Raw genomic sequence first — 20566 nt, forward strand, 5'->3', positions numbered from 1 at the left:
TTCGGGGCGGCGCTGTGATTTCTGGCGGCGCGGTGGTTTCTGGCGGCGCTGTGGTCGAGGACCGTCCCGACTGTGGCCGACGTGACACGGTGGTCGTTTCTTGCTCGATGCTTCGTGACGTAACCCACTAGCGGGCGCTTCGATCCGAAGGCGAGGAATACTCGAGGTTGCGGTAGAGTTACCAAAGGCAAGCGTTGATCTTCACGCTCCCTCTCGATCCGTCGTGGATGTCTTACCTTTCGCGTCGGCGCCTCAGCTGGGTGTCATAACACCGAACGCACGGACCACCGTCCTGCGCAGCGCTGGGGTACACCCCGATGCCTGGAAGGCACACCCACCACATATGACAACCCCTGCTTCGAGCCCTGCCCCCACCACGTCGTTCGCCGCTCTCGGAGTCGGCGCGAAGCTGGTCGGCGCCCTCACCACGAGCGGCATCACGGCTCCCTTCCCCATTCAGGCGGCCACGCTGCCCGACACCCTGGCCGGTCGCGACGTGCTCGCCCGCGGCAAGACGGGTAGCGGCAAGACGCTCGCCTTCTCCATTCCCATGGTCGACCGCCTCGCCGGTGGCGACCGCAAGCCAGGCCGTCGTCCGCGCGGCCTGATCCTCGCGCCGACGCGTGAGCTGGCGACCCAGATCGCCGCCGCACTCGAGCCGATGGCCACCGCCGCCGGCCTGAAGGTGACCACCATCATGGGTGGCGTTTCCCAGCACCGGCAGGCCAAGGCCTTCTCGACCGGTGTCGATATCGTCGTCGCCTGCCCAGGTCGCCTCGAAGACCTGATGCGTCAGCGCGTGGTTTCGCTGCAGGACGTGCAGATCACCGTGCTCGACGAGGCCGACCACATGGCCGACCTCGGCTTCCTGCCCGCGGTGACCCGCATTCTCGCCGCGACGCCGAACGGCGGACAGCGGCTGCTGTTCTCCGCGACGCTGGACAACGGCGTCAACAAGCTGGTCAAGCAGTTCATGCGCAACCCGGCCAACCACTCGGTCGACACGGCCGACTCGCCGGTGCCCGCGATGACCCACCACGTGTTCGAGGTCGGTGGCGTCGAAGCCAAGCGCGTTCTGGTGGAGACCCTGGCCGCCGGATCCGGGCGCCGGATCCTGTTCATGCGCACCAAGCATCAGGCACGCAAGCTCGCCAAGCAGCTGAGCACCGTTGGCATTCCCGCGACGGACCTGCACGGCAACCTGTCGCAGGTCGCCCGCGACCGCAACCTGGCCGCCTTCACCAACGGCTCGGCCAGGGTGCTCGTCGCGACCGATATCGCGGCGCGTGGTGTGCACGTCGACGATGTCGAGCTGGTCGTGCACGTCGATCCGCCCGCCGAGCACAAGGCCTACCTGCACCGCTCCGGGCGGACCGCCCGCGCTGGCAGCTCCGGTGACGTCGTCACCGTCGTGCTGCCCGAGCAGCGCCGTGACGTCGCGGCACTGCTGCGCAAGGCCAATATCAACGTTTCGCCGCAGCGGGTGACCGCTGATTCGGCACCGGTCACGGCGCTGGTCGGCACCGTCGCACCAAGGGTCGCGCCGAGCGCGGCGCCGGTGTCCTCGAACGCCGATACCCAGGGCAACCGGAACCGTCGTGGTGGCGGCGGCGACCGTCGCTACAGCGCGCCTGCCGGGCAGGCACGCAGTCGTGGCCCGCGCGATGGCGCCGCTGCCGGTGGTCAACCGCGTAGCCGCAATGCGGCTGGCACGGATACCGCGTCGCGCGGTGGTGCCGGTGGGCAGTCGCGTGGTCGCGGTGGCCGTGGCGCCGGTGACGCCGCGCCGCACGCCGCCGGTGGGCAGTCGCGGAACCGGAACGGTCGCAGCGGAAACGGCGCCGCCGCACACGGTTTCGAGGGCGCGGGCCGTCCCGCGACCCGTTCCGCCCGTGGTGGTGCACCGCGTACTCGCGCGACCCGCGAGCAGGCTCCTGCCGCGCGCGGCTGAGTTCAGTAGCTGAAAGACCAAGGCCGTCTTCCCTTTACGGGGAGGCGGCCTTTGTCGATCGCTCAGTGGTTCAGCGCCGCAACGCCGAGCATGAGGGCCGCGCCCGCCACGGTGCAGGCGAGGGTTAGGCGGGACGGGTGTACGGCGTGCGCTTCGGGCAGGATGTCGGCGGTGGCCAGGTAGAGCAAGAAGCCCGCGAAGTAGCCGAGGTAGAGGCCGACCACGCCCGCTGGAACGTGGATCAGGGTGCCGAGTACCGCGCCGAGCACCGGGGCGATCGCGTCGAAGGCGAGCAGCGTCAGTGCCCGCTTGCGCGCGTTGCCGTAGAGGGTCGAGATGGTGAAAGTGTTGAAGCCGTCGGCGAAGTCGTGCGAGATGACCGCGATCGCCACCGCGGCGCCGACAGTCGCGCCCGCCTGATAGCCGAGGCCGATGCCGAAGCCGTCCAAGACGCTGTGAAAGATCAAGCCCGCCGCGGCAATCAGGCCGACGGATTCGAAACCGTGTGTGTGCGTGCCGAATTCCTGCTCGTGACCGGTGTGGATGGCGACCGCGCGCTCGATGATGTGGATGGTGAGAAACCCGACCACCGCGGCGATCAATGCGGCAGGCACCCCGAGCAGACGCTGACTGGACTGTTCCAGCGCCTCGGGCAGCAGATCGAAGAAGACCACGCCGAGCATCACACCGGCGGCCAGGCCGAGTACCAGGTGTTTGCGGTCGCCGATGCGCACCGCGACGAGACCGCCGACCAGCGTGGCGCACATGGAGACCAGCGCCAGCAGAATCGCCATCGTTCCAGCATGGGTGATCGGCACGGGCGGGAACGTTAGCACGGGTCGGCGAGTTCGCCAGGCGGTCGCCCGGCGCCGGTCAGGCCGCGGCGAGCCCCTCGGCCAGTGCGCGCAGGCCCGCGGCAATGGTCTCGGCGGACGGTGCGTTGGCGGGGTCTATCAGCCATTGGATGAGCAGTCCGCCGATCATGGTCTGCAACACCGCGCCGACGGCGGGATCGGGCGTCGCGCTGTCGAACACGTGCGAAAGCGCTTCGCGCGCTTGGCCCTGCGCGGTGCCGAGTTCGGCGCGCAACGCGGGGGCGTGCAGGGCCTGCACGAAACTTTCGATATTGGCCGACCAGAGCAGCTGCTCCTCGGTGAACGAGACGATCAGTTGCTGGAGGAACGCGCGAAGGCGAGCGGCCGGATCGGCGGTGTCGTCGGCGGGCAGCGAGTCGAGGATCGCCTGCACCGCGGTGGCGCTCGACTCCATCATGGCCTGGCTCAGCAGCTTGTCGCGGGTGCCGAAGTGGTAGTTGATCGCGGCCAGGTTGGTGCCGGAGGCGGCCACGATATCGCGCACGGTGGTACGCGCGTAGCCGCGTTCGGCCAGGCACTGCTTGGCCGCGGCGAGGAGGTCGTCTCGGGTTCCCACCTCCGCACGATAGCAGCAGGGCATACGTGTGTTTGTGACGACTGTTTCAAACAATTGTTTGTGACAGTTGTTTGAAACGTGCGTATGGTCGGGACATGACCGCAACGCGCCCCATTTCCCCCTTCGAAACCACGTTCTTCGGCACGGGTACCAAGCTCGGCAGCGTGCCGACCGGTGGCATGCCGCTGTACATCGGCTCGACCGTGCACGGTGCGATCGACCCCGAGATCCTGCGCCGGGTACTCGGCGAGCTGGCCGCCGTCCATCCCTTGCTGCGCAGCAAGGTGGTGACCGAGGCCGACGGCACCATGCACTTCCACCGCGTCGACGACTATCGCCCGCGCCTCGACCTCGCCGACGGCGACGAGGCCGACTATCTGCGACTGGTGAACGGTCCGCGCGACTGGACCGACGGGTTGTTCCGCGCCCACCTGCTGCGCGCGGGCGAGCGTCAGCGGATCGTGCTTGTCATCCATCACGGAATCTCCGATGGGCGATCGGCTTTCGCGCTGCTTGCGGAGCTGTGGCAGCGCTATACCGCGCACATCGCGGGAAGTCCACTGCCGGTGGATGGTTCGGACACATCGTTGCCCGAGGCGATGGATACCCTTCTCGCCGAGATGTTTTCCGATGCCGAGGTGGCCGAGTTCTTGGAGCTCGTCCGCGCGAACGTGGCGATGATGGGACCGGAGTCGGCGCCGCGCACACTGCCGGTGGACGGGGACGGTATCGGCGACGATCCGCTCGGCCGGTATGCGGTGCACCGAATCGAGTTGGACACCAAGGAAACCGAAGCGCTCGTCACTGCCGCGCGCCTGCATGGAATCTCGGTGCACAGCTTGCTCAGCGGCGCCGCCATGGTCGCGGTCCGCGCCAACCTCGCGCCGGCCACCGGGCCGCTGCCGCTGATGTGCGGGCACGCGGTCGATGTGCGCGGGGAGTTGGTTCCGCGACTGCCCGCGAGCACGATGGTGAATTGCGCGTCCGGCTCGGGAGCTACGTTGCTCGTCGCGCACGACCACAGCCCCATCGGCCTCGGACTGCTGGTGGCGGCGAGCCTGCACGACGCGCGGGAACGCCAGGAGGCGGCCCGATTCCTGCTGGCTGCGCAGCGGGTGGACGATCCGGTGACGGCCGCCGCGTTCGCCGCCCCGCCCACCCTCGCCCTCTCCAATATCGGCCGCCTGCCCGCACATTCGATGCCGACCGGTGTTCGGCACGTCCGCGACGACGTCTTCGCCATGGGGCCGGGCATGCCGCCGAAGTTGACCGTCTTCACCATCGGCGACCGGCTCACCATCCAGGTCGAGCACGACACCGCGCAACACAGCCGCGCGCGGATGGGCAAGGTCGCGCAGGCGCTGATCGAGCAGATCCGGGTGGCGACGACTACTCCGCCGGTGGCTGCTTCCTCGATCCGGTGAAACGAACTGTCAACTCGCGGGACCACTTTCGTGGCTTCTTCGGCGGCGGTTCCGGCTCGGACGTGTCGATATCGGTCTCGACCTCGTAGCGTCGGATGTAGGCGCCGCTGAAGGCCTGCACGGTCGCGGTGACCGGAATGGCAAGCAGCGCACCGGTCGCGCCGAGCAGCGCCGCGCCCGCCAGCACCGCGCCGAACGCGACAGCGGGGTGCATGTCCAGGGTGGTCGCGGTGATTCTCGGTTGCAGCACATAGTTTTCGAACTGCTGGTAGACCACGATGAAACCGAGGATCCACAGCGCGTCGGAGGGGCTCTGCACCAGCGCGACGATGACCGGCAGCGCGCCGGCCAGGTAGGTGCCGACCGTCGGGATGAACTGCGAGACGACCCCGACCCACAGTGCGAGCGCGAAGGCCGACGGCACATCGAGCACGCGCAACGCGACATAGTGCGCCACTGTCGAAGCGAGCGCGAGCAACCCGCGCGAGTAGATGTAGCCGCCGGTCTTCTCCACCGCGATATCCCAGGCGCGCAACACATGTCGCTGCTTGCGCGGCGGCAGCAGCGAGCACACCGCGTTACGGAAACGCGGGCCGTCGGCGGCGAAGTAGTAGGTGAACAGCAGCACGCCGAGGGACTGGAAGACGACACCGACCGTCCGCGTGCCGATGTCCCAGGCGTTTCCGGCCGCACCCTCGAGATACTTGCTCCAGTTGCTGGTGTATTTCTCGATATCGGTACCGGACAGGTTCGTCTTGAACGTGCGGTTGACCCAGTCGATGCCCTGATCCGCGTACTGCGGCGCGTTGTTGACCAGAGTCGTGACCTGATCGATCAGCAACGACCCAAGCGCCCAGAAGAAGCCGACGACGACGACGGCCAGGACGAGAAAGACCACCCCGGTGGCGAGTCCACGCTTCATCCCACGACGCGCGAGTGCGTTCACCGCGGGTTCGATGGCGAACGCAAGGAACAGTGAAACCAACAGAATCGTGAGCAAGCCCTGCAACCGGGTCAGCGCCCAGAAGCCAGCGAACAGCCCGGCCACCGTCGCCGCGGCGAGCAGGAACGCCCGCAGCAGCCATGGTGGCGGACCGGTCGTCACCTCCGCGGTGACCACGGCGTCGCCGGTGGGTGCCGGTGCGGCGGTGGGCCGTGTCGCATTGTCGTCATCATCGGAGGCCACATCGCCAAACGTACCCAGGTCGGGGCGGGTCAACCGGTCAACCCGCCACGCGCGCTACATCGTGGAGACGTCGATGACGAAGCGGTAGCGGACGTCGCTTGCCACCACGCGGTCGTACGCGCCGTCGATCTCGTCGGCCGAGATGACCTCGATCTCCGCGCCGATGCCGTGTTCGGCGCAGAAGTTCAGCATCTCCTGGGTCTGCGCGATGCCGCCGATCATCGATCCGGCCAGCGAGCGCCGGTAGCCCGCGATGGTGAACGGCTTGATGCTCATCGGGTTTTCCGGGAGGCCGAGGATCACCAGGGTGCCGTCGAGGTTCAGCATCTTCATGTAGTCGTCGATCGGCAGGTCGGCCGAGACGGTGTTGAGGATGAGATCGAACCGGCCGCGCAGTTCGCGGAAGGTCTGCCGGTCGCTGGTCGCGTAGTAGTGGCTCGCGCCGAAGAGCTTGCCGTCCTCCTGCTTGCTCAGCGAGTGGCTGAGCACGGTGACCTCGGCGCCGAGCGCGGCCGCGATCTTCACCCCGACGTGCCCGATCCCGCCCATACCGATGATGGCGACCTTCTTGCCGGGCCCGGCGTTCCAGTGCCGCAGCGGCGAGAACAGGGTGACGCCCGCGCACAGCAGCGGCGCGGCCTGGTCGAGCCCGATCCCCTCGGGGATGCCGACGACGAAGCCCTCGGTCACCACGATCTGGGTGGAGTAGCCGCCGATCGTGTACCCGTTGGCCTGGACGGCCGGGTCGACGGGCGTGTTGTAGGTCATGGTGGCGCCTCGGGTGCAGTACTGCTCCTCGTTGGCCAGGCACGGCCCGCATTTGCCGCAGGAATTGACCATGCAGCCGACGCCGACGCGGTCGCCGACCTGATACTTGCTCACCTCGGAACCGACCGCGGCGACCAGGCCCGCGATCTCGTGACCAGGCACGAGCGGGTACTTGGTGCCGCCCCACTCGTCGCGGGCGGTGTGGATGTCGGAGTGGCAGATGCCCGCGTACTTGATGTCGATCAGCACGTCGCGCGGACCGAGGTCCCTGCGCTCGATCGTCACCTTCTCGAATGCGCCATCGGGTGCGGATAGGGCGTACGCGGCAGCAGTAGTCATGCATACATGCCTACCGCCGCATGGCTGCAGATGCCAAACGCGACACATAACGGACATGGCCGGACTTCGCGCATCGGCGGTGATCGGCCGCCATCCGGACCGTTTTCTGATCTACGGTGAAGATCTCCGGCCACAATGGAATTCGCAGGCATCGAGGCGGAGAACGATGAACGAACAACGGCACGGGGGTCGCGCGCTGGCGATGATCGTCGCCGCGCTGCTCGCTGTGGCCGGATTTCTCGGTTATCGGGGCGAGTTGCCCGGCTGGCAGAGCGGGGCGAGTGAGATCGCCGCGCCGATCGTCGAGGCGCCGCCGCCGCCACTCGATCCGCTGGCCGTCGCCGCGGCCGTGGATCCGGCGCTGGTGGATATCAACGCGTCGACCAAGCCGTTCGGGCTCGGCGCGGCCGGGTCCGGCATCGTGCTCACCGCGGACGGCCAGGTGCTGACCAGCCATCACGTGGTGAAGGGCGCGGACACCGTGACGGTCACCGACGTCGGCAACGGGCGTGACTACGACGCGGTGGTGCTCGGCTACGACTCCGATGCCGATATCGCGCTGCTCGGGTTGTCCGGTGCGGCCGGTCTGCCGACCGCCCGCGTCGGCAGTTCGGCCGATGCGCGGGTGCGCGACGAGGTGCTTGCGATCGGCAACGCGGGCGGGGTCGGCGGCACGCCAACCGCGATCCAGGGCACCCTCACCGATCTGGACAGCACCATCGTCGCGCTCAACTCCGCCGACCTGTCCCGCAAATCGCTCACCGGGATGTTCGAGGTCGCGGCCGCGGTCACCGCCGGGCAGTCCGGCGGCGCGCTCGCCGACCGCGCCGGTGCGGTGATCGGGGTGATCGCCGCCGCGTCCGGCGATCCGGCACACGTGGTGAACAGACCGCCGAACGGCTACGCGGTGCCGATCGACACCGCGATGCGGGTGGTCAGCCAGATCCGCTCCGGTACGCCGACCGAAACGGTGCACATCGGGCCGACCGCGACGCTCGGCGTGCTGACCACCGACGCGAAACCCAGTGGGGCACGGATAGATATGGCGATCTACGGCCTACCCGCCTACGCGGCGGGGCTGACCAACGGCGAGGTGATCACGTCCATCGACGGGCACGCGATCACCTCGGCGCGGGCGCTGCACGGTGCCATCAACGTGCACAAGCCCAACGACACCATCCAACTCGACATCGTCGACGCCAGCGGCGCGCATCGCGCGGTCACCCTGGTGCTCGCGCTCGGCACGCCGAATTAGAACTCAGAACAGCGACAGCCAGTAATCCTGGAACCGCAGGAAGATCAGCACAAGCACCACCGCGTAGAACAGCGCTACGATCGTCCACCGCCACTCGGCGAGGATCCGCAGCGGGCCGCGTGAGTCGCCCCAGAGCTGATCGGTGACCACCGCGAGCAGCGGGGTGATGATCGCCCACACCACCATGCAGTACGGGCACAGCGCGTTGATCCGGTACAGGCTCTGGAAGATCAGCCAGCCGATGAACCCGACACCGAGCAGCAGCCCGAGCCACAGCCCACCCCAGATCCACTGCGGGAACCCCACTCCGGCCACCGACAGCACCGCGAGGGTGACCAGCACGGAGAAGCCGACGATGCCGATGATCGGGTTGGGGAACCCGAACACCGAGGCCTGCTTGGTCACCATCACCGATCCGCAGGACAGGATCGGATTGATGCTGCACGACGGGGTGTAGCCCGGATCGGTGAACAGCTTGAACCGTTCGATGGTCAGCGCCACCGCGGCCAACCAGCCGAGTAGCCCGCCGATCAGCAGTATCCAAGCGGCCCGGGGTGGGGCGGCCTTGATCACTGCGCCGCGGCGGCGGCGATCACCGGTGCGAGGCCGCCGGGGCCCATCAGCTCCTGGCTCGTCTGGATCTGCTTGCCGTTGACGAAGACCGACGGGGTCGACTTGATGCCGCTGTTGAGCACCTCATCGGTGCGGGCCTGGATGTACTTGTCGTACTTCACATCCGTGATGCAGCTCGCCACCGAATCCGGGAAGCCAGCGTCCTTCGCGATCTGGACCAGCTTGTCGTTGGGCAGGCCGGCGCCACCCTCGGGGGGCTGCTGGGCGAACATCGAGGTCAGCCAGGCCATGTACTTCGTCGGATCGGCCTCGGCGACGCAGTACGAGGCATCCGACGCGCGAGTCGAATAGCGCGTGGTCGATGACTTGTCCAGGAACGCGATCACGTTGTATTCGACCGCGACGGTGCCGTTCTTCACGTTGTCGTCGAGCACCTGGGAGTTCGCGGCCTCGAACGCCTTGCACGCGGGGCACTGCAGGTCGGCGACCACCCGGACGGTGACCTTCGCGCCGGGCTTGCCGATGCGGATCGCGCCGTTGTCGGTGATCGTGCCGGTGATGCCAGCCGGGTCCGGGTTCGCGGCCGCCGGAATGGCCGGGCTCGGTCCTGGATCGTCCCTGCGGGCCTTCTTCACCGCGACACCGATGCCGATGGCCGCGATAAGCGCGACCAGCACGGCGGCCACGGCCACTTGGATGAAGATCTTGCGGTTGCGGTCGCTGCGATCCGCCGCCAGCAACGGGTTCTTCTTCCCACCCGGTTTCTTGCTCACCGTGCGTTCACCACGCCTTTCGCTCGACTTGCCGGTACCTGCCGCCACGATGGTAGATCCGGAAACTCATCCCCGCGTGGTCGGGCCACGGCCACATCATCCTGGCTGAACCTGAGAGATTCCGAAATATCGGGCACAGACGCGTACGCGGTTGTCATACCGAGGGGGTAGAAATGGTCGGATGACTGGTCTCGGTGCCGTATTTCGTCCGCAGAATCCTCCCGAGCGGCTGCGTGCCGTAGCTCGTGTTGCCGAGGAGTCCGGGCTCGAGCAATTGTGGCTCTGGGAGGACTGCTTCCTGGAGAGTGGAATCGCCAGTGCCGCAGCGGCTTTGGCATGGACAGAGCGGCTGCGAGTCGGCATCGGGCTGCTGCCGGTACCGCTGCGGAACGTGGCGCTGACCGCGATGGAAGTCGCCACTCTCGACCGGTTGTTCCCCGATCGGCTCGTGCTCGGTGTCGGTCACGGCGTGCAGGAGTGGATGGGTCAGGTCGGCGCGCGGGTCGAATCCCCAGTGACGTTGCTCGGTGAGTATCTGGACGCGTTGCGCGCGTTGCTCGCGGGCGAGCGCGTCACCACCTCCGGGCGCTATGTGCAACTCGATGACGTGGCACTCGACTGGCCGCCGTTCGCGCCGCCGAAGATCTACGCCGGTGCCAGGGGGCCGCGCTCGATTCGCCTGTGTGGTTCGCATGCCGATGGGACGCTGCTTGATTCGATTACCGACGCGGACGGTGTGCGTGCCGCGCGGAAGTTGATCGATGAGGGACGTGCCGCTGCGGGGCGCACCGGCGCGCACCCGGTCGTCGCGAATCTGCTCGCGGTCACGGGCCCGGATGCCAAGGCGCGGCTTGCCGCCGCGCGGACACCGAAGCATGCGCCGGGTGCCGGAGTCGCCGGTGACGCGCACGCCGTGGCCGCCGCGGTCCTCGAATTGGCCGAGGCCGGCGCGGACAGCGTCATCATTCAGCCGACCGGGGATGAGCCGGACCCGGAAGCCTTTGTCCGCTTCGTGGCGGAGGAAGTTCGCCCGCTGGTGTAAATGCTTGCGCCGTAGGGGAATTGGTGGCGGCTCGGGTAAGCCGCCACCACCGCGTCAGGCCTTGGCGAGGCGGCGTTTCTGTTCCTCGACGTCGAATTGCGCTGCGGGCCAATCGAGGTCGAGTCGCTCCAAGGCGTCGATGAGGAGTTCGGTGATCGCGAGGCGGGAGAACCACTTGCGGTCGGTCGGAATCACATGCCATGGAGCGTGATCGGTATCGGTGCGGTCGAGCATGGCCTGGTAGGCGTCTTGATAGTCGGGCCAGTAGGCGCGCTCATCGATGTCGGCCGGGTTGAACTTCCAGTACTTGTCCGGCCGTTCCAGGCGCTCCATCAGCCGCTTCTTCTGCTCCTCCAGCGAGACGAACATGGCAGCCTTCACCACCGTGGTGCCCTCGTCGACGAGTTCCTTCTCGAACGCGTTGATCTCGCCGTAGCGCGGTTCCCATTCGTCCTTCGGCACCAGATTGTGCACCCGCACCACCAGCACGTCCTCGTAGTGCGAACGGTCGAAGACGCCGAGCTGGCCGCCGCGTGGCAGCGCGTTGCGGATGCGCCACAGGTAGTGGTGGCGCTTCTCCTCCTCGGTCGGCACCCCGAACGCGTGGTGGTCGACACCCTGCGGATCGACCGAGCCGATCACGTGCCGGACGATGCCGCCCTTGCCCGCCGTATCCATGCCCTGCAACACCAGCAGCACGCTGCGCGAATCACCGGAGCGCCCATTGGCATAGAGCCGTTCCTGCAGCGCCGAAAGCACCTCGGTGCGCTCGGCGAGCAGTTCCTGGCCGGCCGCCTTGTCGCCCTTGAAGCCGGGCGTGCCGGAGGTGTCCAGGTCAGCGATCCGCAATCCATCGGCTTTCAGGGCCTCGGTGGCCGGAACAGACCAGCGCTTCTTCGCCATCTCCCACAACTACCACAGCGGGCACTCCGCTCAGCGGATGTGCGCCAGACTGATCAGCTGGGCCGCGAAGTCTTCGTCGGAGACCGGCGTGAGGATCAGGTCCTGGGAGGTCGTCAACAGGTAGCGCCCGTCGCCGGTGAAATCGAGCCAGGTGCGGTGCCTGGTCGGCGGTGACATCGGGTTGTCGGGTTCGACGGTGACCGTCAGGAAACCGCGGCCGTCGACCGGCTTGCGCAGCGTCTGCCGGAACCGGGCGGCGCCGCGATGCCCGTTGGTGGCGTACGGTTCGGCGTGGTCCTGGCTCAGCACCGCGTCCTGTGGCTCGCGCATCGTGCCGAGCTTGCCGGGCTGGGCCGGGCCGATGATCTGCACCAGCCGCTCGCCGACCTGCCTGGCGTGGCACATCAGCACGGTCACCTTGTCCGGGGTGGCGACCAGGATGCCCGCGTGATTGTGCACCACCGCGGCGAAGGCGAGGATGCGCTCGGTATCGGCGCCGGTGCCGTTGCGCGGGGGCGTGCCTCGGTCGCCGGAGACGGTGATGGTTGTCGCGTCGGTGCGCCCGCACAGCATGAGCGCGGCGGCCAGGTCTGGGTCGGCCTGGCGGGCGAAGCGCTGCGGCAAACGCAGTGCGGCGTACTCGGATTCGGTGCGCACGGTGGCCGCAGGCACCATGTTGACCGGGTATGGCCTTCGGTCGAGGCTGGTTTCGTTTTCCCAGACGTGCGAGAACTCGTCGGGAGTGAGCACCCATTTCACTGTGCGGCGCCCCCGTCACCCGCGGGCCGTGGTCCGTCAGGAGGTGGAAGGAAGCGAGGCACATGGTTGCCGGAGGCGGGCATGGTCGGGACGTAGACGTAGGTCATCGTGTCCCTGACATCGGCTTCGATATCGGCCGCGGCACTGTCGTGCGCCATCTTCCGCTTGCCGCCGTAGACCGCCTCGGCGGCCGGGTCATCGAGCGGCCGATAGGGTAGTTGCGGCGGGATGGCGGCCCGGATCGTCTGCGCGGCATCGCAATTCAACTCCATCAAGCGCGCGATGGCGCGGCATACCTCGTGTGCCTCGGCACCGGCGAGGACGAACTCCCTGGTGGCACCCGACGCGGCGTCGGCGGCGCGGCCCGACCAGCGGGCGAATTCCCGGTTGGCCGCGTCGGAAAAGGCTTGGAACGCTTCGGCAAGCGCGTCCGCGTTCGCCTGCCAGGCGGCCGACGCCTGGCCGAGCGCGGCCGGGTCGAGCGCTTCGTGGACGAGGTCCCAGATTTCCTGGTGGCTATAGAAACCGAAGCGTTCCCGATCCGGTGCGTAGGCGGGATCGGTTGCGCCGGTGCGTAATCCGGCCAGTTGCCGACGAATGTTGTCGGCGGCCGCGCGGGCCGCGGAATCTGCCATGGCCGCCCCCTCAGCCGGCTAGCCGGTGGCTCATCGAGCCTCTAGGTGATCGGTGACCAGATCCATGGCCGCCTTGTTCGCGGCTTCGGCGTCGGCGAACATCTTGCCCGCCGCCAGATATGCGGCCTTGAACAACAGCGCGGTCTCCTGGAAGGCGGCGAGGGTGTCAAGGTATTGCCTGCCCTTGTCGCTGAAGCCGCGGGTAAGGCCTTGTCCGCTCGGCAGATTCGGGAACCCCGTCACGTCGGTCACGAGATGTCCGGTGGCCATTGCCCGGTGCAGGTCCTCGACCAGCTTGTCGCAAGCGGCGGCGAGGTTTTCGGCGACGTCGGGCGCCAGCTCGAACGGCTGGCCATGCCCGGCGCCGGTGGCCGCCGCGTACAGTTGCCTTGCCGTCCCCTGCCCGGTGTCCGGTACCGCCATCTGGGAAACCCCCTCCGTTGGTCCACTCCGTAGCGCCGTACTGGATGGGCACTCTACCGGGCGGTAACGCAAGCGGGGACCTGCTTGGTCCCGCCCTTTTCCTGTGATGTGGGGCACGATTGTTACACTGGCCGGTGGCCTGAGCTGGTCGGAGGCGGTGTGCGCAGAGAGGCGGCCGGTGTCCGAAATCGACGAAGTGCTGCCGAAATATCTGCGGATATCGGGGCACATCCGCGATCGGATCGAGCGCGGTGAACTCGCGCCGGGCGCCGAGGTTCCCTCCGAGCGGGAGCTCGCCGCGCAATGGAAAGTCGCGCGGCCGACCGCGGCCAAGGCGCTGAATACGTTGCGCCAGCAGGGAATCGTGGAGTCACGGCGCGGCTCGGGCACCTATGTGGTCGACCAGCCCGGCGGTCCGGTCATGGGTGAGCGGGTCCCGCAGTACGGTTCGGGCTATGCCGAGGGTGCGGCGGTGACCGTGCTCGAGGCCGCGGTCGTCGTCGGTCCCGCCCAGATCGCCGAGGTGCTCGGCCTGCCGCGGGGAAGTGCGGTGATCATGCGAAAGCGGTTGACCGGCAACGGATCCGGCGTCACCGAGATCGTGACGTCGTGGTTCGCGGGCGATCTCGCCGAGGTCGCGCCGCGGCTGCTGCGCGCCGAACGGCTGTCCGGCGGCACGCTGCGCTACCTCGAATCGGTGACCGACCGCCGAGTGTCCTACCTCCGCGATCGGGTCAGCGCCCGCCTCGCCACCGCCGACGAGCGCCGCCATCTCGCACTGGCCAGGCCCGCCGCCGTGCTGGTCTATCAGCTCACGCTGCACGCCGCCGACGGTGCCGTGATCCAGCTCGACGAGATCGTCCACCCGCCGGACCGATGGATGTTCCAACAGGAACATTCCAGCAGCTCATAGCTACTTTTTCGGCATTGACACCCGCGTGAGACGGGTGGCATAGTCCACCTATCGACAGTGGCATAGACCAAAGGGTGGGAGGTGCGATGTTCGATCAGTTGACCATCGGTAGCTGGGTGATCGTCGGCGAGCACTGCTCGGTCCGACGCGCTCCCCTCCAACGAGACGACTACCTGACCTTCGTCTTCGAAAGCGGCGGAAACGAATTCGAATTCGCCCTGGCGCCGGCAATGCTGCGTCGCATGGTCGAACTCGGCGCCGCCGCGCCCGGTCCGGACGAACCGGACTGACCCCGCGCGGCGAAATGCCGGTGCCGCCGGATGACCGCGGCGGCCGGCCTTTCTCTCACCGCGATCTCAGATTCAGGTCGATATGCTGGGCAAATGAACACAACTCCTGACATGTTGGTGACCGTTGCCGAGGATGTGGACTCGGTGACCACGGTCGGGAGCGAAGACGATCCGGCGGCGGCCGGGCTGGCCGCCGCGGACGTCGAGGGGCTGTGGGAGTCGGTGCGGGGGTGGTATCGGATGGGGACGACGCCCGCGATCCAGGTGTGCCTGCGGCGCAACGGGAAGATCGTGCTGAACCGGACCATCGGGCACGGGTGGGGGAACGCGCCGGGAGACGGGGCGGATGCGGTGCGGGTGCTCGCTACGCCCGAGACGCCGTTCTGCGGGTTCTCGACGGCGAAAGGGATTTCGGCGACGCTGATGTTCATGTTGATCGAGCAGGGTGCGTTTCGGCTCGATGATCCTGTGTGCACATACATTCCGGAATTCGCCGCCCATGGCAAGGAACGGATCACCATCGGACACGTGCTATCGCATTCGGCGGGTGTGCCCTTTGTCACGCCGCCCTATAAAGGATTCGAGCTGGTGGTCGACGAGGAATTGGCGGCACAGGGGTTGGCCGATCTCGTGCCCAGTTGGCCGCCGGGACGGTTCCGGATTTACCACGCGCTGACGAGTGGGCTGATACAACGGCTGCTGGTGCAGCGGGCGACCGGAAAACGGATGCGCGAGCACCTCGCCGAGCAGGTGCTCGAGCCATTGGGGTTCCGCTGGAACAACTTCGGGGTTCGACCCGAGGATGTCGACAAGGTCGTGGCCGGGGTGAAGACCGGGCCTGGGCCGTCGCGCATCTCGAAGTATCTGGCGCGCAAGGCGCTTGGCGGCGGGATGGGCGGCGCCGTCTCCGAATCCGCGACGCGCACCTTCCTCACCGCCGAACTCCCGTCGGGCAACCTCGTCACCACGGCAGCCGAACTATCCCGCTTCTACGAAATCCTCACGCGTGGAGGCGAACTGGATGGTGTACGGATCATCCGGGCCAGCACGCTGCGCGAGGCGATACAACCGGCGAACCGCCTACCCGGCCTGGCCGGACGCGTCAGCCGAGCAGGGTTCGAACTGGGTGGGCGCAGGTCGAAATTCGGCCGCAACACCCAATCACACTTCGGCCGCAGCGGATTGACGACACAGTACGGCTGGGCCGACCCGGCCCGTGGCCTGTCCGGGGCGATCCTCACCAGCGGAAAAGCGACCACCGACACGCAGCGGCCATGGCAACTCGTCGCACAGATCTCCGACACCGTCGACCAGCTCGGTCCCCGTGACCAGCCGAGCTGGCTATAACCCGGATCTCCAGCTGCGGGATATTGCCGAGCGCAGCGCTAATAGTCGTGTCCTGCGTCCTTTTCAAGCCCACGAAAGTAGGGCGGGTCGGAAAAGTATCGATGGGGGACATTTGACCGATAGGGGACTCGAGGGCGGTTCAGCGCGCTCATTTCGAGATGGAGGTCGAATATGTCGCAGTGGAGAAGAACGCGCACGGTGCGGCAGTCGGTGTTACTCGCCGCCGTTGCCGCGACGTTGACGCTTGCTCCCGCCGCGATTGTCATACCGGCATTCGCCACCCCCGACCAGAGCCCCACCGCGCCCGCCACCATCGCGCCGGTGACCACGGCTCCACCGATCACCACGGCCGCACCGATCACCACGGCGCCACCGATCACCACGGCGCCACCGGTAACCACTCCGCCGGTGACAACTCCACCTGTCACCACCCCACCCGTAACCACCCCACCGCCCGTAACGACCCCCGATTCCCCGAAACCACAAGAGCCCGATGACGGCTACGGCTCCGACGGCTTCGACCAATTCGGCTACGACCGCTTCGGTTTCGACCGTTGGGGCTACGACCGCTGGGGTTACGACCGTTCTGGCTATGACCACTCGGGATTCAACAAATGGGGTTTCGACCGCTGGGGCTACGACGCCCAGGGCTACACCTCCCAAGGCTGCGCCCGCACCGGTGACGACCGCCCCGACGCCGACCACGCCGCCTGCGCCCTGCGCCGAGCCCGCCCCTCCACCGGCAGCGGCAGCTGACCAAGCGACAGATAGGTCAACTCTGCACACCTGCCTGTTCCCTCGCATACCCCTCAGCTGACTGCCAGATATGGGAAGGAAGAAGCAGGTGTGCGAAGAAGTCTGCTAAGGAAGCCGGAGCTATTCGGGGCGGGTGGCGCTGACGTACTGGAGCAGGCGGTGCACGTGCTGTTCGATGTCGACCAGGCCTGCCGCGGCGAAGAGGTCGGGGAAGGTTCTGGTGTCGAAGACGCGTAGGCCGCTCCACCCGCCGACTACCCGGCTGACGTCGCCGAACGGATTGTCCGCGCGGTAGCTGGTGGTGATGGCGATGCGCCCGCCGGGGGCGAGTACCCGCAGCATTTCACGGGTGGCGGCGATCGGGTCGGGGATCAGGTAGAGCGCGCCGAAGCAGCACACCGCGTCGAATGTGCCGTCCGCGAACGGGAGTTTGCGGGCGTCGCCGCGCAGGTACCCGACGCGCGGGCCCGCATTGTCGGCGACGGCTCTGGCGAGCATCGGTTCGGAGTAGTCGAGGCCGATGGCGAAGCCGTCACCGGTCAGCGCGGTGCTCAGGTAGTGGGTGAAATTGCCGGGCCCGCAAGCGATATCGAGCACCTTCTCGGCCCCGCCGAGGCGCAGCGTGGTGACCGCGTCGCGGCGATCCGACTCCGTGGTGCGCCCGCTGGCCAGATAGAAAAGCGCGGGCCGCCAAGCTCGCTCGTACACCGCGGCCAGCGCCGGATGGTTCATGGTGCGTCGCGCCAGGTTCATCGGGTCGCTCCGGTGTCCGCGCTCTTCGGTGAGCTCATCTTCGACCCTCTCGGGTTCATCGCCGAGCCCCGCCGGACCGACGTTGGCTCGCGATAACTCGAACCAGCGCGCAAATCCATTGGGGCTCCTCGTTGTTCACAATTCATGCGCGGGCGGATTCGGTGATGTCCACCGAACCCCGCCCGCCACAACGTCTTTCAGACTCGCGCGACCTCGATGGTCATTCCGGCTGTCCGCAACCGCTCGGTGAGTGCGTCACCCATCGCCGCACCGGGGGTGAGGATGCCCGCCAGCTCGGGCTGCTTGTCGGAGTCGAAGGCCAGTGAGAGCCCGCTCTCGCCGAGCAGTACCGCGGTCGCCTTGTAGCCGGGGTCGCCGGTGCCCGAGAAGGTCGCCACGTACTTCGCGCCCGACGAGGTGCGGGTGAACGTCTTCATGGTGAACCACCCACTGTCGCGGGCCTTTTCGCTCGGCCCGGTGCCCGGCTTCGGCAGCATCCGGTCGAGCAGCTTGCGCCCGACCGCCACCCTGGACAGCACCGCGCCCGCGGCGAGACCGGCCACGATCCCGCCCGAGATACTCGCGGCCACCAGCGGTGCGGCGGGCGACTTGCCCGCGCTCATCACCTCGCGGTAGCGGAAGTTCTTGCCGTACACCCAGCCGAGCAGTCCGTTGGTCCGCCGCACCACCTTGGTGTTGTGCGCCGCCATGACGAACGTGCTCACCCAGCCGTCGAGGCTGGGGTCGATGGTGCTCGCGCGCGACAACGCCTGATCGGACTGACGGCCGACGTCCGGGTCCATCGACTTGTCCGGGCTCAGCGAATACGGGTGCGACAGCACCGATCCCTTCTTCGGATCGGCGGCGATCGCCTCCATCATCGCCCGGCCCGAGTCGATGGTGCCGCCGCTGACGCCACCCTTCAGCGAGGCGATCAGCGTGGTCTCCTCCAGCTCGCCGGTGTTGTCTTCGAGCGAGCGCTTGTACAGCTGGTACACGCTCAGATCCGACGGAATCGAGTCGTACCCAGCGGAATTCACGATCTTCGCGCCCGTCGCGACGGCCTGCTCGTGATACTGATCGATCGCGTCACGGATGAACAGCGGCTCACCGGTGAGATCGGCATAGTGCGTGCCGGCCCGCGCACAGGCGGCGACCAGCGGCAACCCGTAGCGCAGGTACGGGCCGACCGTGGTGACCACGACCTTGGTCCGCGCGGCCAGCGCGGCGAGTGCGGCCTCGTCGGTGGAATCGGCCACCACCAGCCCCCAGTCCGCGGCGGCCGGGCCGAGCTCGGCGCGAACCTTGGTGAGCTTGTCCAGCGAGCGCCCCGCGAGCGCGATGCGCGCGGATTCCGGTGCGGCGGTGAGCAAGTACTCCGCGGTGAGCTTCCCTACGAAACCTGTTGCGCCGAAAAGGACGAGGTCGAACTCTCGATTGTCTGCCATGGTCTTTCCGTTTCTGCGGTTATGCGTCGGTGCTTGGCTTCGGGGCCTTTTTTGCCCTGGTGCGCGGCTTCTTCGGCGCGACGGGCGGGTGCTCGGCCAGCCACGCGTGGTGTGTTTTGCCGAGCTCGGTGACAGGGGGATCGCCGTAGAGCCATTCACGGGAGATCTGATGCCAGTTCGCGGTGCAGCCGAGTTGGCCGAGCATGCCGAAGGTGAGGAAATCGGCGCGGCGGGAGAACAGATGCTCGGGCGGCAGATTCTGCTGCTTCATCCCGGCGAACTCGCTGGCCCTCGGGTCCACCGCGAGTAGGAACGCGCCGCTGGCCAGCTCCGGGGTGATCGTCAAATCCTCGTCGATCAAACACCATTCGGACGCGGCGAGCACATACTCCAGGCATTCCTCGGCGCCGATCTCCTCCGGCGAATCGATCACGCCGCGCTGGATCATCAACTCGCGCAGGTCTTCTGCTCGGTCCTCGGCGGCCGCGCGCAGGCAGGTCAGCTCGAACTGCACGTGCTCGGGATCCATCCGATTGAACAGCCCGAAGTCGAGGAAGCCGACCTTGCCGTCGTTGGCGAGCAACACATTTCCCGGATGCGGGTCGCCGCAGAACTCGTTGAAGGTGAACAGCGAACCGACGTAGAAGCGGTAGATGATCTCGCCGATCCGATCGCGCTCGGCGTCGGGCAGCTGACGGATCTCGTCGAATCCCTTGCCTGCCACGTATTCACTGACCAGCACGCGGGTGGTGCTGAGCTCCGGCATCGACCGTGGCACCACGATGAACGGATGCCCGGCGTACAGCTCGGCGATCTGCAGCTGGGTGTTGGCCTCGGCCTGGTAGTCGAGTTCGCTTTCCATATTGAGCCGCAGCTCGTCGAGCACGGCGGGGGTCACCCACGGCATCGCTGATTGCAGCACCCGGCGGAACATGGCCAGGTTCTTCAGATCCGCGCGCACCGCGGCGTCGATGCCCGGGTACTGCACCTTGACCGCGACCTGCCTGCCGTCGTGCAGCGTGCCCCGATAGACCTGTCCGATGGAGGCGGCCGCGATCGGCTCTGCCTCGAACTCGGCGAAGATCGCGCCGAGCGGCTGGCCGAAATCGTCCTCGATCACCTGGCGCATCGACTCGAACGACACCGACGGGGCCGCGTTGCGCAGCACGGCGAGTCGCTTCTGGAACCGCTCCCGATGCGCCTCCGGCACCAGGTCCATATCGAGCACGGACATCATCTGCCCGAGCTTCATGGCAACGCCCTTCATGGTGCCGAGCACCATGACCACCTGCTCGGTGGTGCGAATCATGGACTCCTCGGCCATTTTCGCGCGCACGGCCTCGGATCGGCCGCGCATCGACAGCCTGACGCGTTGGGTGCGGATCACGGAGCCGGCTGCGACGGCACCGAGCTTGGTGCCACGAGCAAGCCGGGAGGTCGGTACTTGCTTCGCCATCGAGGTACCTCCATTGGTGCCAGTGCGCGGGGCGGTGACGCAGCCCACTTGGCGCACCGCTCGGGTTCAGAGTAGCCAACCTCGCGGCAAAGTCGAGCCCCTCGTCACACTTTTGCTAGCACCCCAGCTAGCACCCGGAAG

At 67.4% G+C, this 20566-nt stretch carries 21 protein-coding genes; 8 read left to right on the forward strand and 13 right to left on the reverse strand.

The window, feature by feature from the left end; genetic code table 11:
• The first annotated feature begins 343 nt into the window (after positions 1-343).
• On the forward strand, positions 344-1951 hold the full coding sequence (locus OG203_RS28665; protein ID WP_405160367.1) for a DEAD/DEAH box helicase: 1608 nt from the start codon (positions 344-346) through the stop codon (positions 1949-1951).
• Between the two features lie 62 nt (positions 1952-2013).
• Here OG203_RS28665 and OG203_RS28670 read toward each other — a convergent pair whose 3' ends face one another.
• Positions 2014-2745, reverse strand: coding sequence for a ZIP family metal transporter (locus OG203_RS28670; protein ID WP_405160368.1), 732 nt, complete (start codon positions 2743-2745; stop codon positions 2014-2016).
• 79 nt (positions 2746-2824) lie between these two features.
• Complete coding sequence (locus OG203_RS28675) at positions 2825-3382, reverse strand: TetR/AcrR family transcriptional regulator (RefSeq protein ID WP_405160369.1); 558 nt, start codon at positions 3380-3382, stop codon at positions 2825-2827.
• Positions 3383-3477: 95 nt separating this feature from the next.
• Between OG203_RS28675 and OG203_RS28680 the strand changes: the two genes are divergently transcribed.
• Complete coding sequence (locus OG203_RS28680) at positions 3478-4806, forward strand: phthiocerol/phthiodiolone dimycocerosyl transferase family protein (RefSeq protein WP_405160370.1); 1329 nt, start codon at positions 3478-3480, stop codon at positions 4804-4806.
• On the opposite strand, the gene OG203_RS28685 is transcribed toward OG203_RS28680, so the two are convergent.
• Together OG203_RS28685 and OG203_RS28690 are read right to left on the reverse strand one after the other, a co-directional pair.
• On the reverse strand, positions 4772-5992 hold the full coding sequence (locus OG203_RS28685; protein ID WP_405160371.1) for an AI-2E family transporter: 1221 nt from the start codon (positions 5990-5992) through the stop codon (positions 4772-4774). The genes OG203_RS28680 and OG203_RS28685 overlap by 35 nt on opposite strands.
• A gap of 54 nt (positions 5993-6046) precedes the next feature.
• Entirely contained in the window at positions 6047-7099 is a 1053-nt protein-coding gene (locus OG203_RS28690; protein ID WP_405160372.1) for an NAD(P)-dependent alcohol dehydrogenase, read from the reverse strand.
• A gap of 166 nt (positions 7100-7265) precedes the next feature.
• Here OG203_RS28690 and OG203_RS28695 point away from each other — a divergent pair, with 166 nt between their 5' ends.
• A complete protein-coding gene (locus OG203_RS28695) occupies positions 7266-8354 on the forward strand; it encodes a S1C family serine protease (RefSeq protein ID WP_405160373.1) in 1089 nt (362 codons plus the stop codon).
• 3 nt (positions 8355-8357) lie between these two features.
• Here OG203_RS28695 and OG203_RS28700 read toward each other — a convergent pair whose 3' ends face one another.
• Both OG203_RS28700 and OG203_RS28705 read right to left on the reverse strand, forming a co-directional pair.
• Positions 8358-8924, reverse strand: a complete 567-nt coding sequence (locus OG203_RS28700; protein WP_405168034.1) for a vitamin K epoxide reductase family protein — start codon at positions 8922-8924, stop codon at positions 8358-8360.
• A complete protein-coding gene (locus tag OG203_RS28705; RefSeq protein WP_405160374.1) occupies positions 8924-9700 on the reverse strand; it encodes a DsbA family protein in 777 nt (258 codons plus the stop codon). The genes OG203_RS28700 and OG203_RS28705 overlap by 1 nt, the downstream gene beginning before the upstream one ends.
• Before the next feature lie 181 nt (positions 9701-9881).
• Between OG203_RS28705 and OG203_RS28710 the strand changes: the two genes are divergently transcribed.
• Complete coding sequence (locus tag OG203_RS28710) at positions 9882-10742, forward strand: LLM class flavin-dependent oxidoreductase (protein WP_405160375.1); 861 nt, start codon at positions 9882-9884, stop codon at positions 10740-10742.
• Positions 10743-10796: 54 nt separating this feature from the next.
• Here the strand turns inward: OG203_RS28710 and OG203_RS28715 are convergent, their stop codons facing one another.
• From OG203_RS28715 to OG203_RS28730, 4 genes are read right to left on the reverse strand one after another with little or no spacing between them, the layout of a single operon-like run.
• The gene (locus tag OG203_RS28715) at positions 10797-11645 is read right to left on the reverse strand and encodes a polyphosphate kinase 2 family protein (RefSeq protein ID WP_405160376.1); all 849 of its coding nucleotides are present in this window, start codon (positions 11643-11645) and stop codon (positions 10797-10799) included.
• Positions 11646-11675: 30 nt separating this feature from the next.
• Positions 11676-12395: an ESX secretion-associated protein EspG gene (locus tag OG203_RS28720; protein ID WP_405160377.1), complete on the reverse strand. Its 720-nt coding sequence runs from the start codon at positions 12393-12395 to the stop codon at positions 11676-11678.
• A gap of 5 nt (positions 12396-12400) precedes the next feature.
• The gene (locus OG203_RS28725) at positions 12401-13039 is read right to left on the reverse strand and encodes a hypothetical protein (RefSeq protein ID WP_405160378.1); all 639 of its coding nucleotides are present in this window, start codon (positions 13037-13039) and stop codon (positions 12401-12403) included.
• A gap of 30 nt (positions 13040-13069) precedes the next feature.
• Positions 13070-13462, reverse strand: a complete 393-nt coding sequence (locus tag OG203_RS28730; RefSeq protein WP_405160379.1) for a hypothetical protein — start codon at positions 13460-13462, stop codon at positions 13070-13072.
• A gap of 178 nt (positions 13463-13640) precedes the next feature.
• Between OG203_RS28730 and OG203_RS28735 the strand changes: the two genes are divergently transcribed.
• From OG203_RS28735 to OG203_RS28750, 4 genes are all read left to right on the forward strand, one after another.
• Positions 13641-14375 carry a GntR family transcriptional regulator gene (locus OG203_RS28735; RefSeq protein ID WP_405160380.1) on the forward strand — a complete coding sequence of 245 codons (735 nt, stop codon included), beginning with the start codon at positions 13641-13643 and terminating at the stop codon, positions 14373-14375.
• A gap of 86 nt (positions 14376-14461) precedes the next feature.
• Complete coding sequence (locus tag OG203_RS28740; protein ID WP_405160381.1) at positions 14462-14665, forward strand: hypothetical protein; 204 nt, start codon at positions 14462-14464, stop codon at positions 14663-14665.
• Between the two features lie 93 nt (positions 14666-14758).
• Positions 14759-16012 carry a serine hydrolase gene (locus OG203_RS28745; protein ID WP_405160382.1) on the forward strand — a complete coding sequence of 418 codons (1254 nt, stop codon included), beginning with the start codon at positions 14759-14761 and terminating at the stop codon, positions 16010-16012.
• A 171-nt stretch (positions 16013-16183) separates the two neighbouring features.
• Positions 16184-16768, forward strand: a complete 585-nt coding sequence (locus OG203_RS28750) for a hypothetical protein (RefSeq protein WP_405160383.1) — start codon at positions 16184-16186, stop codon at positions 16766-16768.
• Between the two features lie 120 nt (positions 16769-16888).
• Here OG203_RS28750 and OG203_RS28755 read toward each other — a convergent pair whose 3' ends face one another.
• The 3 genes from OG203_RS28755 to OG203_RS28765 form a co-directional block, all read right to left on the reverse strand.
• Positions 16889-17521 carry a class I SAM-dependent methyltransferase gene (locus OG203_RS28755; protein ID WP_405160384.1) on the reverse strand — a complete coding sequence of 211 codons (633 nt, stop codon included), beginning with the start codon at positions 17519-17521 and terminating at the stop codon, positions 16889-16891.
• A gap of 197 nt (positions 17522-17718) precedes the next feature.
• Positions 17719-18969, reverse strand: a complete 1251-nt coding sequence (locus OG203_RS28760) for a saccharopine dehydrogenase family protein (protein WP_405160385.1) — start codon at positions 18967-18969, stop codon at positions 17719-17721.
• A gap of 19 nt (positions 18970-18988) precedes the next feature.
• On the reverse strand, positions 18989-20425 hold the full coding sequence (locus tag OG203_RS28765) for an ABC1 kinase family protein (protein WP_405160386.1): 1437 nt from the start codon (positions 20423-20425) through the stop codon (positions 18989-18991).
• Between the last annotated feature and the right edge of the window lie 141 nt (positions 20426-20566).

The sequence above is a fragment of the Nocardia sp. NBC_01499 genome (assembly GCF_045040275.1).
Lineage (GTDB): Bacteria > Actinomycetota > Actinomycetes > Mycobacteriales > Mycobacteriaceae > Nocardia.